Source organism: Clavibacter michiganensis, from assembly GCF_002151125.1.
Lineage (GTDB): Bacteria > Actinomycetota > Actinomycetes > Actinomycetales > Microbacteriaceae > Clavibacter > Clavibacter michiganensis_C.
This window is the reverse complement of sequence record NZ_MDJZ01000016.1, coordinates 377,651-390,089: the sequence shown is the minus strand read 5'-3', so window position 1 is coordinate 390,089 and position 12,439 is coordinate 377,651. Positions and strand designations below refer to the sequence as shown.

Below are 12,439 nucleotides of genomic sequence, written 5' to 3'. Positions count from 1 at the left end.
GGTGCAAGGGAGAGGGCCGGCCCCATGCCTCTGGGGTCGGCCCTCAGTCATGTCCGGCGCAGGCCCCTCCGGCATGTCCGGCGCAGGCCCCTCCGGATGCTCCCCGGTGACGCTCAGTAGACTTCCCCTCGACAGCGTGCGCCCGATCCCCATCGCGATGCGCACCGGACGAGGAGACCTGGTGGGCGAGACAGCGGACGCCGTGCGGGCCTGGGAGTCGCTGTTCCGGGCGCAGGTCAGCGTCATGCGACGCCTCAGCGCCGAGTTCCCCAGCCGCGAGCTCTCGTTCAACGAGTACGACGTGCTGTTCAACATCTCCCGCCAGCCGGAAGGGCGCCTCCGCCTCCGCGACCTCAACCAGCACGTGCTCCTCACCCAGCCGAGCGTGAGCCGCCTCATCGACCGGCTGGTGACGCGCGGCCTCGTCGTGAAGTGCGGCGACGAGAGCGACGGGAGGGCCACCATCGTCCGGCTCACGGACGCCGGCGACGCGGCCTTCCGCGCGGTCGCCCGGGTGCACATGGAGTCCATCGCCTCGACCGTGGGAGGGGCGCTCACCCTCGAGGAGCTGAACACGCTGCGCACCCTCACCGACAAGCTGCGCGGGAGCGTCGCCGAGGCCTAGGCCCCGGATCCCTCCGCCGCGATCGGGCGGGCGAACGGGCCGCCGCGGGCGACCAGCAGGCGCAGGAGCGACATGACCAGGTCGGCCGCGGTCACGATGCACGCCGCCCAGCCGACCGCCGTCGTGAGTGCGGCTGCGGCGGGACCGCCGAGCTCGGCCGCGACGAGGACGGCGACGACCACCACGCCCGCGACCGACGCGGCGACGGCGTCCACCGCCGAGAACGGCGGCACCGTCTCGGCCGCGGCGGGACCACGTCGGCGGCTGCGAGGGGCCACCCGGTGCAGGCCGTCGCGGATCCGGGAGACGCCGTACGCCGCCTCCGCCGCCTCGAGCGGGAGGAACGTCGCGCCGAAGACCACGTCCGCCGCGGTGCGCTCGCGGATCCGCCGCAGGGTGCGGATGTGCAGCGGCAGCCGCACGACCACGGGCAGGGCCCACCACCACGCGGGCTCCAGCATGCCCTGGATGCCCGCGGCCACCAGGTACACCGCGACGAGCGCGTAGGCGACGAACCGGAGGACCGGGCCGACGCCGATGCGGAGGGAGGCCAGGCGCGCGCGACGCCGGTCGCCGACGTCGGCGGCCGACCCGCCCCGCGTCAACCGGGCGACGTGGGCACCCCATCGGTCGCGGCGCTCGCGCATCGCGCCCCACGTCACGGAGGTGTCGACGCGTGCGCGCGCTCCGGGGACGAGGGCGGAACGGTCGTCGCCGGCCAGGAGGGCGGCGAGCACGCCCTCCGAGGGAGCGGCCGACGGGGAGGCCGGGTCGCGCGCGGGGAAGCGGAGGAGCGTGGCGGGAGCCAACGGCACCGGGCCGGTCAGGCCGAGGTCGGCCCCGGTCTCCACGGCGCCCATGGCCCAGTGGCGCTGCAGGAGCCGGAGCGCGCCCGCGAGGGGGCCGCGGGAGCCGCTCGGTCGCGGATCCAGGCCGGCCGACACCGAGCGGGCATCGGGGTCCCGCTCGAGCGCGTCGCACAGGAGCTCGAGGACGCGGGGCTCCAGCTCCGCGTCGGGCGAGACGAGCAGCACGCGGCCCTCGTCGCCGACCAACCGGAGGGCGAAGCCGTAGGCCGACCGGAGCGAGCTCTCGCGCGGGCCGCGGTCGATGACCGTGACGGCCGTGCTGGCGGGACCGGCGCCGGGATCCGCGTGCGCGTGACGCCCGTTGAAGGTCCGGGCCACGGCGAAGGTGTCGTCGCGGCTCCCGGCGACCACGACGACGACGCGCTCCGGCGGGCGGGTCTGACCGAGGATCGACGACAGCGTGCGCGCGATGGTGGATCCGGCGTCGCCCGCCACGACGACGACCGAGACGGCGTCGCGCGGGGTCCGACCGGGGTCCTCGGACGGGGGCAGGGGCGTGCTCTCGTTGCGCATGGGCCTCTCGACGACGGCGGGTCACGAACGGCGGTCGGACCCGGACGGACGCGCACTGCCATGTGCGATATTACGTGCCGCCCGGCTCCGTGCGCGCAGCGACCACGGCCCGGTCGCCCGCGAGGCGCCGTCCTAGGCTCGATGCATGAGCGACGACGACGCCCCCGACCGCGGATCCGCCGACCGGGAGGGTGCCGCCGAGGCGCACGGCCCGACCATCGTGTGGCTCCGTGACGACCTCCGCGTGGCCGACAACCCGGCCCTGCACGCGGCCGTCGAGCGGGGCGAGCCGATCGCGGTGCTGTACGTGCTCGACGAGGAGAGCGAGGGGATCCGCCCGCTCGGCGGCGCCGCCCGCTGGTGGCTGCACATGAGCCTCTCGCGGCTCGGCGAGTCGCTCCGGGATCTCGGCTCGCCGCTGGTGCTGCGCCGCGGGAAGGCCGCGGACGTGATCGACGACCTGGTGCAGGAGGTCGGCGCGGGCGCCGTGCTCTGGAACCGACGCTACGGCGGCGCGGAGATCGCCGTCGACACGGCGATCAAGAAGGACCTCGGCGACCGCGGCCTCGACGTCCGCAGCTTCCAGGGGTCGCTGCTCGTCGAGCCGTGGACGGTGGCGAACAAGCAGGGCGAGCCGTTCCGCGTCTACACGCCGTTCTGGAAGACCGCGCAGGAGCGGGAGGAGCCGCGGAGGCCGCTGCCCGCGCCGCGCGAGCTCGACGCGCCGCGGAAGCCGCCGCGCTCCGACGACCTCGACGGCTGGGGGCTCCTGCCCACGACGCCGGACTGGGCAGCCGGTCTCCGCGAGGCGTGCGATCCCGGCGAGGCGGCCGGCCTGCAGCGCCTCGAGGACTTCGTCCACCACGAGCTCGAGGACTACGCGGCCCAGCGCGACGAGCCCGCGGCGATGACGACCTCGCGGCTGTCGGCGTACCTGCGCTGGGGCGAGGTGAGCCCCTTCCAGGTGTGGCACCGGATCCAGCGCACGCGCGGGAAGAAGGTGGGCGGCGACGAGGTCAACGCCACCAAGTTCCTCTCCGAGCTGGGCTGGCGCGAGTTCAGCTACCACCTGCTGTACCACCACCCCGACCTCGCGACCCGGAACTTCACGCCCCGCTTCGACGGGTTCCCGTGGGAGGAGCCGCGCGACGAGACGCTCGGCGCCTGGCAGCGTGGCGAGACCGGCGTGCCGCTCGTGGACGCCGGCATGCGCGCGCTGTGGAAGGACGGGCACCTGCACAACCGGGTGCGGATGGTCGTCGCGTCGTTCCTCATCAAGAACCTGCTGATCGACTGGCGCCACGGCGAGCAGTGGTTCTGGGACACGCTGGTCGACGCGGACGCGGCGAACAACGCGGCGAGCTGGCAGTGGGTCGCGGGATCCGGCGCCGACGCCGCCCCCTACTTCCGCGTCTTCAACCCCGTGCTGCAGGGGCAGAAGTTCGACCCGTCGGGCGAGTACATCCGCTCCTACGTGCCCGAGCTCGCGCATGCGCCGCGCGACGTCGTGCATGAGCCGTGGAAGTCGATGGGCGACCTGGTCGCGAGCGCCGAGGACGACGCCGACGACGCGGCCGACGGCGGGCTGGCGGCGTATCCGGCGCCGATCGTCGATCTCAAGGAGTCGCGGCAGCGGGCGCTCGCGGCGTACGACGTGGTCAAGGACCGCTGACCCCGGGGGGCCCTGCGCGTGATCCGCGCGGGCCCCGAGCCGGTCGGATCAGGCGCCGTCGCCCTGGTCGCCCCCGCCGCCGAGGCGCTCCGCGCGGTCATGGCGCTCGCGGATCCCGCGGCCGCGCTTCACGTCCTCGCGCTCCGCCGCGGCCTTCTTGTCGCTCACCTTCGTGTCGCGCGGCGGCAGCTGGAGCGTCTCCTCCGCGGCGATCCCCGCCTGCAGCTGGCGGCCGCGCTCGAGCTCCGCGTCGAACTCGGCGCCGAACAGGAGCGCGAGGTTCGCGATCCAGAGCCAGAGCAGGAACACCACGACACCGGCGAGCGCGCCGTAGTTCTTCGCGTAGCTGGAGAAGTTGGTCACGTAGAAGGCGAAGGCGACGCTCGCGACGACCAGCACGAGGAGCGCGATCGCGGCGCCCATGCTCATCCAGCGGAACTTCGGCTGCTTCGCGTTCGGGGTCGCGTAGTAGAGGATCGCGATGAGCAGGACGATCGCGAAGGCGAGCACCGGCCACTTCGCGATGGACCAGACGATCTGCACGGTCGGGCCGAGGCCGAGCGCGCTGCCGATGGCGTCGGTGACGGGTCCGGAGATCGCGATGATGAGCGCGCAGATCAGCAGGATCACGATGCCGATGACCGTGACGGCGAGCTGCATGGGCTTGAGCTTGAGGAACGGGCGGCCCTCGGGGATCTCGTAGATGCGGTTCATCGCGCGGCTGAAGGCGCCGACGTAGCCGGACGCGGACCAGATCGAGAGGACGACGCCGGAGACGAGGGCGAAGCCGGCCGCGGGCGATTCGACGAAGCCCTGGATCACCGGCCCCAGCAGCTCGACCGCGTCCGGCGCGATGGGCCGGACGACGTCCATCACGGCGTCCACGGTCGACCCGCCCTGCCCGAACACGCCGAGCAGGGAGATGATCGCGATGAGCGCCGGGAACAGCGACAGCACCGCGTAGTAGGTGAGCGACGCCGCGATGTCGGTGCACTGGTCGGAGCCGAACTCGCGCATGGTCTTGCGGAGCACGTACTTCCAGGACGGCTTCTCGATCTCCGTCGGGGAGTCGGGCTTGCGCGCGTCCTCCTCGTCGGGCCGATCCTGGATGGTGCCGGCCGTGTCTCGTCGTGCCACTGGTGCCTCCGTGGTGTGCTCGGGTCGGATCCCCTCCCCCAGAGTGGCCCGTGCGCGGCGGCGCGCCTAGGCCGCGCCGACCCGGGACGCCTGCCAGCACGCGCGTGCGGTGGGGCGGGAGCGCGTCTCGTACACTCGCCGAGGGCCTCGCGCGGCCGCGGATCCGGCGCCCGCCGGAACATCCGACCGCTCGCGCGCGTTCCCCTCCCTGATCGCCCGAGCGATCACCGTGCTCCGCCCCGGCCTGCACGGACGCCGCCAGAGCAGAGGACCACGCATGCTGCGCACCATGATGACCGCGAAGATCCACCGCGCCACGGTGACGCACGCCGACCTGCACTACGTCGGCTCGGTCACGGTCGACCGCGACCTGCTCGACGCGGCGGACATCCTCGTGGGCGAGCGCGTCAGCATCGTCGACGTGACCAACGGCCAGCGGCTCGACACCTACACGATCGCGGGCGAGCGCGGCAGCGGCGTGCTCGGGATCAACGGGGCGGCCGCGCACCTCGTGGACGTCGGCGACGTGGTGATCCTCATCGCGTACGGCCAGATGACCACCGAGGAGGCCCGCGCGCTCGAGCCGCGCGTCGTGCACGTGGACGCCGGGAACCGCATCCACGCGGTGGACGCCGATCCCACCGCCCCGCCCGCCCCCGGCCTCGAGCGCTCCCCCCGGGCCGAGCCGGTCTGACCCGCCCTCCAAGGATCCGGAACTGTAGCGGGTCCCCCAAACGACGGACACAGGCGCTTCCCCCCAGTCCGGGGTACATTCCCGCGCAGGTCGGGGGATCGTCAGCGTGCGCGGCTACCGTGTAAGCATCCGGTACGGCTCTTCGGGTGAGCGGTACCGCACCAGCCGGTTCGTCTGCGGGTAACAGACGTTCACGTGCGCAGTCCGGCCCGGGCCTCGAAGGCCCGGGCCGGTCTCATCTCCCCGGCCGTCCGCCGGTCACCGTCCTTCGGCGCGCCGCCTCCGCCGCTCGTCGCGCTCCGCGTCGGCCGCCGCGGCCTCCTCGGGCGTCGGCGCCGTGCCGCCCCGGTGCCGCGGCTGCCACCACGCGCCGCGGCCGTCCACCGGGTACGTGGACTGCAGCTCGTCGACCAGCTCCTGCAGCTCGAGGCGCAGGGCGTCGGTGACCTCGCGCGGATCCGCATCCCGCGCCACGGGGATCCGCTCCCCCACGCGCACGTGCACCGGCACGCCGATGCGGTCGCGCATGCGGATGCGGCGGTTCTTCGTCAGGAGCCGGTGGCCGCCCCACACGGCGACGGGCACGATCGGCACCCCGGCCTCGGCGGCGAGCCGCGCGGCGCCGGTCTTCAGCTCGCGCACGCGGAACGACGCGCTCACGCCCGCCTCCGGGAAGACGCCGATGAGCTCGCCGGCGCGCAGGGCGGCGACGGCGTCGGCGTAGGCCGAGGCGCCCGCCGTCATGTCGACGCTGATGTGGCGCATGCGGCGCATCACCCAGCCGACGCCGGGCTTGTGGAACACGCTCCTCTTCGCCATGAAGCGGATCCGCCTGCGGTTGTGCAGCCACGTCGCCCACTCGACCAGCGCGAACTCGAGGTAGCCGAAGTGGGTCATGGCGATGACGGCGCCGCCGGTGTCGGGGATCCGGTCCCGTCCGTCGGCGACCAGGCGGAGGCGGAGGGATCCGAAGAGCGCGCGCCCCAGGGTGACGGCGGTGCCGTACACGGGCTCGCGGGTGCGGCGGTTCATGCCCCGACCCTACGGGGACCGGATCGGCGCCGACCGGGAGCCGGCCCTCCGCGGATGGAGGGGATCGGCTCCCGGCGGCGCGCGGGTCAGCGCCGACGGCGGGCGGGATCCAGCCAGTAGTTCGAGAAGCCCGTGTCGGCCGGGTTCACGTTGAGGCCGGGCGGCACGATCTCGTCGATGCGGTCGAGCGTCGCGGCGTCGAGCTCCAGGGTCGCGGCGTCGAGCTGCGACTCGAGCTGCTCCATGGTGCGCGGGCCGATGATCGCGCTGGAGACCGCCGGGTGCCGCAGCACGAACGCGAGCGCGAGGTGCACGAGCGGCACGCCGAGCTCGTCGGCGAGGGCGCCCAGCTGGTCGGCGGCCTCGAACTTCGGGTCGGACGGGTCGTAGCGCGACGGGTCGCGGTCGTTGCGGTGCGTCTTCGGGATGTCCTGGCCCTTGCGGTACTTGCCCGAGAGCCAGCCGCCGGCGAGCGGGCTCCAGACGAGCGTGCCCATGCCGTGCCGCTGGGTGGTGGGCAGGAGGTCCGCTTCGACGCCGCGGGTGAGCAGCGAGTACGGCGGCTGCTCGGTGACGAAGCGGGCGGTGCCGCGCTCGCGGGCGGCCCACTGCGCCTCGACCACCTGGCTCGGCTGGAACGTCGACGACCCGATGTAGCGCACCTTGCCCTGCGTGACCAGGTCGGTCAGCGCGCCGAGGGTCTCCTCGATGTCCGTGTGCTCGTCCGGCCGGTGCATCTGGTACAGGTCGATGTAGTCGGTGCCGAGGCGGCGCAGCGAGTCCTCGACGGCGCGCATGATCCAGCGTCGCGATCCGCCGCGGAAGTTGGCCTCGGGCTTCATGCCGTTGAAGAACTTGGTCGCGAGGACGAGGTCGTCACGGCGGCCGGACTGCGCGATCGCCTTGCCGACGATCTCCTCCGACTCGCCGTACGCGTAGATGTCGGCGGTGTCGATGAAGGTGATCCCCGCGTCGATGGCGCGGTGGATCACCCGGATCGACTTCTCGTGGTCGGTCTCGCCCCAGGCGCCGAACATCATGGTGCCGAGGCAGAGGCGCGAGACCTCCACGCCGGTGCGTCCGAGGTGGGTGGTGGGCTGGTCCGTGGACTGCTCTGTCATGAGCGCCACGCTACGCGCTGGGCGTCAGGGGCGGCCGCTCTCGGCGTCGACGCTCGCGTCCTCGGCGGGCGCGACGTCGGCCTCGGTGGATGCTCCCGGCTCGACCGTGGCCTGCGCCTCGTCGTCCATGGTCTCCAGCGTGATGTCGGCCTCCGGGGCCTCCTGGCCGTCGGCGTCGAGCGGCACGATGTAGTCGCCGAGACGACGGCGGGCCGCCTCCTCGCGCTGGACGCGGATCCGCTCGAGCTTCTCCTCGCGGAGGCGCAGGCGCTCGGTGTCGACCTCGACGCGGCGCACGGTGACGCCGCGGGTGGGGCCGGCGGCCTTGGCCGGGGTGGTCTTGCGGCTGGGCTCGCGCTTCGCGGCGTCGCTCGCGGGCTTCCGCGACGGGGCGGTGCCCGACTTGGCGGCCGCCGAGGCGGGCTTGGTCGACACGGCCGGCGGCTTCCCGGATCCCGGGCACCGCTCGTGATTGCGACCGTGGTCGAGGATGTTGCCCGTGGCCATGCCGACGGGGTTCGCCTTTCCGCAGACCGAGCACTTCGTCGCGGGGGATGCTGCCACGTTCGATACCACTTTCCATCGCCGCGCCGTCGCCGGACCGAGGATGCCGGTCGGCCGGACGGCACTCCTTAACGCTACCCGACATGGGAGGTGCGGGGATACCGGCGTCCCCGGACCGGGCGCGTCAGGCCGGCGTGCAGGTCGTGCGCATCCGCACCACGACGGCGCCGTCGGCCTCCTCGACCTCGAGGTCCACCGCGACCGACGCGAGCTCGCCGAGACCCGTGAGGTGGGTGCCGCCGCAGGGGATGCGCGCGGTGCCGTCCGGCAGCTCGCACACCCAGGAGCGGCGCGACGTGAGCAGGTCGCCCTCGCGCTCGATCCGCGCGGCGGCGCCCGACGCGACCCACCCGGCGAGCGTGGCGTCGACCTCGGCGCGCACATCGTCGAGGCGGTCGAGGAGCGCAGCGGGGACGAACCCCTTCTTCCGCAGCGACTTCCCGAGGCGGTACGTGTCGACCGACGACCACGGGCCGATGCGCGAGGTGCCGATGGCGAGGGCGTCGAAGCCGGGGGCGCCGAGCGCGTCCTCCGGCACGTCCTTGGTCCACGCGGAGGCGAGCGCGCGGTCGAGGGCCAGCGAGGCGAGGTGGCAGCCCGTGTGGCCGGCGCTCAGGGCGCGGCGGTGCTCGGGATCCACCGCGACCTCGACCGCGTCGCCCGCGCGGACGTCGGCGTCGCCGGGCACGACGTGCACGGCGACGAACGACCAGCCGTCCGCGCCCTTCTTGACCGGGACGTCGGCGCCGACGTGGAGCGCGGCGTCCCCCGCGGGATCCGTCGACGCCGCGCCGACCAGGCAGTCGAGCACCTCGATGCCCGCGCCGCGCACGCGCAGCACGGCGCGGTCGGCGGGCTGGTCGGGCCAGGCCGCGTCGACGGGGTGGCACGCGGTCGCGTCGAGCACGACGGCGCGCGTGCCGTCGGCCAGGTCGTCGACGCGGAGGACCGTGCCCTCGGAGGCGACGGATCCCGCCGGGTAGGTCACGCGCGTGGGCGGCAGGGCGACGGCGCCCGCGGGGGTGGAGGTCATGGCGGCTCCCGGCTCGGTGTGCCTCGATCCTCGCAGACCGGGTGCGCGGCGCAGGCCCGGCGGATCACGCGGGTGCCGGCCCACGCGAGGCCCCGCAGCCGAGCAGCCGCCTCAGCACCGCCCGCTCGAGGAGCGTCCACGCGGCGCTCGAGAGCAGGTACAGCGCCGCGGCGAGCGGCGCGATCGCGGCGAAGACGACCGTGACGAACGGCAGCACGCGCATCATGCCGACCATCCCGGGGAGCGCCGGATCGGCCGGCGCGGGCGGGCCCTGGAACCGCAGGTCGGCACGGCGGCGCACCTCGATCACCACGGCGAGCAGCCCGAGCACGACGACCGCGACGACGAGCGACGCGACGCCCATCCCGGCCGCCGCCACCGCGTTCGACCCCAGCGGGATGCCGGCGAACGGCGCGGCGAGCAGCACGTTGGCCTCGCCGCCGATGCGCGCGTGCGCGAACAGCGCGTAGACGGCCGCGAGCACGGGCGCCTGGGCGAGCGTCGGCAGGCAGCCGGCGAGCGGAGATGCGCCCTCCCGGGCGTAGAGCTCCTGCGTCGCGCGCGACAGCCGCTCGGGCTTCCCGGCGTGCCGGCGGCGGATCTCGGCGAGCGCGGGGGCGATGCGACGGCGCTGGATCTCGGCGCGCACCTGCGCGACGCCGACCGGCACGAGCAGGGCCCGCACGCCGAGGGTCAGCAGGATGACGGCCACGCCGGTCGCGGAGGCGCCGGCGAGCGGGTGGATCAGGTCGGCGAGGCCGACGACGAGCTGGGACAGCCCGTCGAGCACGGCTCGGACGGGGGCGATCGATGTGGGGTCCACGGGGTTCCTTGCGACGAGAGCGGAGGGGGTCCGTCTGGTCGTCGCATGCGGGCGCACGCCGGGTCCACGCCGCGCGGTGGCGGCGGATGACCCCTGCAGGCCGCGGTCAGGCGGCCGGGAGCGGCGCAGGCACGACGACCTGCAGCCGGCGACCCGGCGCCCGGGAGCGCTCGTGCCCGTCCGCGTCCGGATCGCTCGAGGAGACGAGCACCGGCAGGTCGACGTCCTCGTCCGGGCCGAGCGGCGGCGCGGCGGATCCGACCAGGCCGCGCGCGACGGCGATCCGCACCAGCGCGACCGCGGCGGCCACGGAGGCGGCGCCGAGGAGGGCCGCGAGGAGGATCGCGGGAGTGACGCCCGCGCCGCCCAGCACGACGTCGCCCACCAGAGCGAGGACGCGGCCGAGGGCCTCCAGGACGATGGGCATGCCCGACGGTAGCACCGGGCCCATCGCGCGCACGAGGGCGGGGGGCGGCGCACGCGAGCACGTGGGCCGCCGACGCCGGACACGCCGCCCTGCCCGGCACTCCGAGCTACCGCGCAGTGCGTGATACTGTGCGACGCATGAGAGAGGCCGACTGATGGACACCACGCAGCTGCTCAAGGGCGCGCTCGACACCGCGGTGCTCGCCGTGGTGCAGCACGACGACGGGTACGGCTACGACATCGTCCGGCGCCTCCGCGACGCCGGCCTCGGCGACGTGGGCGACGCCTCCGTCTACGGCACGCTCCGCCGCCTCTACGCGGCCGGCGCGCTCTCGAGCTACGTGGTGCCGTCCGAGGGCGGACCGCACCGGAAGTACTACGCCATCAACCCCGAGGGCCGCGAGCTGCTCGCCGGGCAGCGCGCCACCTGGGCCGCCTTCGCCACGGCCATGAGCGGGCTCCTCGGCGAGCCGTCTCCCGCGCCGACCCCCCGCACCCGGAAGGCCGGCGGCACCGGCGAGGGCCCCGTGCCCGCATCCGTGAACGTCCGCACGATCGGAGAAAAGCCGTGAACACCGCAGACCCCACCCTCGACACCCGCATCCAGGCCTTCGCGGCCGCCGTCCGCGCCCGGCTCGCCGACCTCGACCCGGAGGACGTCGACGACCTCACGGGCGGGCTCGAGGCCGACCTGCAGGAGGAGGCCGCGGATCACAACGGCGCCCTCGAGCTCGGCGACCCCGCGCGCTACGCGGACGAGCTGCGCAGCTCGGCGGGGCTGCCGGAGCGCGTCACGGAGACGTCGACCGCCTCGCCGGTCGCCCTGCTGCGGCAGCGCATCGAGGAGACCGGGCGCCAGACGCTGAGCACCGTGCGCGCGAACCGCGAGCTCTCCGCGATCCTGGATCTCCTCCTCACCTTCCGCCCCGTGTGGTGGCTGCTGCGGGCGTGGGCGGGGTACCAGTGCGCGGTGCTCGCGCTCACCGTGCTGTTCGGGAGCGCCGGCGGCTTCGAGCTGATCCCGGGCGGTCCGATCGGGTGGCTGCTGCTCATCGGCATCACCGCCGTCAGCATCCAGTGGGGCCGCGGCCGGTGGGCCCCGAACCCGATCATGCGGACGACCCGAGCGGTGGTCAGCGCCGCCACCGCCCTCGCGCTCCTGGTGCTCATCCCCCTCGCCATCACGAACGGGACCGAGGCCGGGTACGTCGACGAGTCCTCGTACGGGACGAGCTACGAGCAGCCGGGTCTCCTCCTCGACGGCAAGCAGGTCACCAACCTCTTCGCGTACGACGCGGAGGGGGACCTCCTCGATCGCGTGCAGCTGTTCGACCAGGACGGCGAGCCGCTGACGACCATCGGCTCCTACGCGACGGAAGGCGCGGCCATCGATCCCGCGACGGGCGAGCCGGTCACCCCCGCCGACGGAGCATGGAACGTCTTCCCCCTCGGCGGCGCGGACGCCGCCCTCGTGACCGGGACGATCGACGGCAGCCAGACGGTGGTGCGCCCGCCGTTCGCGAAGGCCCTGCCGCTCGACCCGGATCCCGGGACGACCCCGACGCCGTCGCCGCCCGTCGCACCGGATGCGTCGCCGCCGGCCGAGACGTCCGCGCCCTCGCCCGCTCCCGCCGAGGAGCCGGCCCCGTGAGCGCGCTCCTCGACCACGGTCGCCCGACCCGCGGCACCGGCGGCGTCGCCGCGGAGCTCGGGCGGCTGACGGCGCGCGAGCGGGAGATCCTCGTGCTCGTGGCGCGCGGCCTCTCGAACGCGGAGATCGCCGGCCGCCTGTTCCTCGCGCCCACGACCGTGAAGACGCACGTGAGCCGCACGCTCGACAAGCTCGGCGTGCGCGACCGCCTGCACGCGACGATCTGGGCGTACGAGAACGGCGTGGTGGAGCCGCTCGCGACGACGCGCTGACGGGGAC

At 74.5% G+C, this 12,439-nt stretch carries 14 protein-coding genes; 6 read left to right on the top strand and 8 right to left on the bottom strand.

What is annotated here, in order from left to right:
- The first annotated feature begins 157 nt into the window (after positions 1 to 157).
- On the top strand, positions 158 to 625 hold the full coding sequence (locus BFL37_RS11295) for a MarR family winged helix-turn-helix transcriptional regulator (RefSeq protein ID WP_086515333.1): 468 nt from the start codon (positions 158 to 160) through the stop codon (positions 623 to 625).
- On the opposite strand, the gene BFL37_RS11290 is transcribed toward BFL37_RS11295, so the two are convergent.
- Positions 622 to 2,007, bottom strand: coding sequence for a glycosyltransferase family A protein (locus BFL37_RS11290; protein WP_086515194.1), 1,386 nt, complete (start codon positions 2,005 to 2,007; stop codon positions 622 to 624). The two genes, BFL37_RS11295 and BFL37_RS11290, sit on opposite strands and share 4 nt — an antisense overlap.
- Before the next feature lie 145 nt (positions 2,008 to 2,152).
- Here BFL37_RS11290 and BFL37_RS11285 point away from each other — a divergent pair, with 145 nt between their 5' ends.
- Positions 2,153 to 3,679 (top strand): cryptochrome/photolyase family protein, encoded by a 1,527-nt coding sequence (locus BFL37_RS11285; protein ID WP_086515193.1) that lies wholly within the window; start codon positions 2,153 to 2,155, stop codon positions 3,677 to 3,679.
- A 48-nt stretch (positions 3,680 to 3,727) separates the two neighbouring features.
- Here BFL37_RS11285 and BFL37_RS11280 read toward each other — a convergent pair whose 3' ends face one another.
- The gene (locus tag BFL37_RS11280) at positions 3,728 to 4,816 is read right to left on the bottom strand and encodes a YihY/virulence factor BrkB family protein (protein WP_086515192.1); all 1,089 of its coding nucleotides are present in this window, start codon (positions 4,814 to 4,816) and stop codon (positions 3,728 to 3,730) included.
- 277 nt (positions 4,817 to 5,093) lie between these two features.
- Here BFL37_RS11280 and panD point away from each other — a divergent pair, with 277 nt between their 5' ends.
- On the top strand, positions 5,094 to 5,510 hold the full coding sequence (gene panD, locus BFL37_RS11275) for an aspartate 1-decarboxylase (protein WP_086515191.1): 417 nt from the start codon (positions 5,094 to 5,096) through the stop codon (positions 5,508 to 5,510).
- A gap of 258 nt (positions 5,511 to 5,768) precedes the next feature.
- Here the strand turns inward: panD and BFL37_RS11270 are convergent, their stop codons facing one another.
- The 6 genes from BFL37_RS11270 to BFL37_RS11245 form a co-directional block, all read right to left on the bottom strand.
- Positions 5,769 to 6,542, bottom strand: a complete 774-nt coding sequence (locus BFL37_RS11270; protein ID WP_086515190.1) for a lysophospholipid acyltransferase family protein — start codon at positions 6,540 to 6,542, stop codon at positions 5,769 to 5,771.
- Between the two features lie 86 nt (positions 6,543 to 6,628).
- Positions 6,629 to 7,663 carry an aldo/keto reductase gene (locus tag BFL37_RS11265; protein ID WP_086515332.1) on the bottom strand — a complete coding sequence of 345 codons (1,035 nt, stop codon included), beginning with the start codon at positions 7,661 to 7,663 and terminating at the stop codon, positions 6,629 to 6,631.
- 24 nt (positions 7,664 to 7,687) lie between these two features.
- Positions 7,688 to 8,227, bottom strand: a complete 540-nt coding sequence (locus BFL37_RS11260; protein WP_241534009.1) for a hydophilic protein — start codon at positions 8,225 to 8,227, stop codon at positions 7,688 to 7,690.
- A 124-nt stretch (positions 8,228 to 8,351) separates the two neighbouring features.
- Positions 8,352 to 9,260, bottom strand: a complete 909-nt coding sequence (locus BFL37_RS11255; RefSeq protein ID WP_086515188.1) for a metal-dependent hydrolase — start codon at positions 9,258 to 9,260, stop codon at positions 8,352 to 8,354.
- 64 nt (positions 9,261 to 9,324) lie between these two features.
- The gene (locus BFL37_RS11250) at positions 9,325 to 10,083 is read right to left on the bottom strand and encodes a YidC/Oxa1 family membrane protein insertase (RefSeq protein ID WP_086515187.1); all 759 of its coding nucleotides are present in this window, start codon (positions 10,081 to 10,083) and stop codon (positions 9,325 to 9,327) included.
- Between the two features lie 106 nt (positions 10,084 to 10,189).
- On the bottom strand, positions 10,190 to 10,510 hold the full coding sequence (locus tag BFL37_RS11245; RefSeq protein WP_241534006.1) for a DUF6412 domain-containing protein: 321 nt from the start codon (positions 10,508 to 10,510) through the stop codon (positions 10,190 to 10,192).
- A 154-nt stretch (positions 10,511 to 10,664) separates the two neighbouring features.
- Here BFL37_RS11245 and BFL37_RS11240 point away from each other — a divergent pair, with 154 nt between their 5' ends.
- The 3 genes from BFL37_RS11240 to BFL37_RS14630 are packed head-to-tail and all read left to right on the top strand — an operon-like array spanning position 10,665 to position 12,432.
- Complete coding sequence (locus tag BFL37_RS11240; protein WP_086515185.1) at positions 10,665 to 11,081, top strand: PadR family transcriptional regulator; 417 nt, start codon at positions 10,665 to 10,667, stop codon at positions 11,079 to 11,081.
- The gene (locus BFL37_RS14635) at positions 11,078 to 12,160 is read left to right on the top strand and encodes a hypothetical protein (protein WP_193791028.1); all 1,083 of its coding nucleotides are present in this window, start codon (positions 11,078 to 11,080) and stop codon (positions 12,158 to 12,160) included. The genes BFL37_RS11240 and BFL37_RS14635 overlap by 4 nt, the downstream gene beginning before the upstream one ends.
- A complete protein-coding gene (locus tag BFL37_RS14630; protein ID WP_193791027.1) occupies positions 12,157 to 12,432 on the top strand; it encodes a response regulator transcription factor in 276 nt (91 codons plus the stop codon). Before BFL37_RS14635 ends, BFL37_RS14630 begins: the two co-directional genes overlap by 4 nt.
- The last annotated feature ends 7 nt before the right edge of the window (positions 12,433 to 12,439 follow it).

What these genes read in the sequence shown, in the direction of transcription:
- BFL37_RS11245 (WP_241534006.1), bottom strand. Translation starts at nt 10,510, where the DNA reads ATGCCCATCGTCCTGGAGGCCCTCGGCCGCGTCCTCGCTCTGGTGGGC.
- BFL37_RS11240 (WP_086515185.1), top strand. Translation starts at nt 10,665, where the DNA reads ATGGACACCACGCAGCTGCTCAAGGGCGCGCTCGACACCGCGGTGCTC.
- BFL37_RS11295 (WP_086515333.1), top strand. Translation starts at nt 158, where the DNA reads ATGCGCACCGGACGAGGAGACCTGGTGGGCGAGACAGCGGACGCCGTG.
- BFL37_RS11255 (WP_086515188.1), bottom strand. Translation starts at nt 9,260, where the DNA reads ATGACCTCCACCCCCGCGGGCGCCGTCGCCCTGCCGCCCACGCGCGTG.
- panD (WP_086515191.1), top strand. Translation starts at nt 5,094, where the DNA reads ATGCTGCGCACCATGATGACCGCGAAGATCCACCGCGCCACGGTGACG.
- BFL37_RS11285 (WP_086515193.1), top strand. Translation starts at nt 2,153, where the DNA reads ATGAGCGACGACGACGCCCCCGACCGCGGATCCGCCGACCGGGAGGGT.
- BFL37_RS11265 (WP_086515332.1), bottom strand. Translation starts at nt 7,663, where the DNA reads ATGACAGAGCAGTCCACGGACCAGCCCACCACCCACCTCGGACGCACC.
- BFL37_RS11270 (WP_086515190.1), bottom strand. Translation starts at nt 6,542, where the DNA reads ATGAACCGCCGCACCCGCGAGCCCGTGTACGGCACCGCCGTCACCCTG.
- BFL37_RS11290 (WP_086515194.1), bottom strand. Translation starts at nt 2,007, where the DNA reads ATGCGCAACGAGAGCACGCCCCTGCCCCCGTCCGAGGACCCCGGTCGG.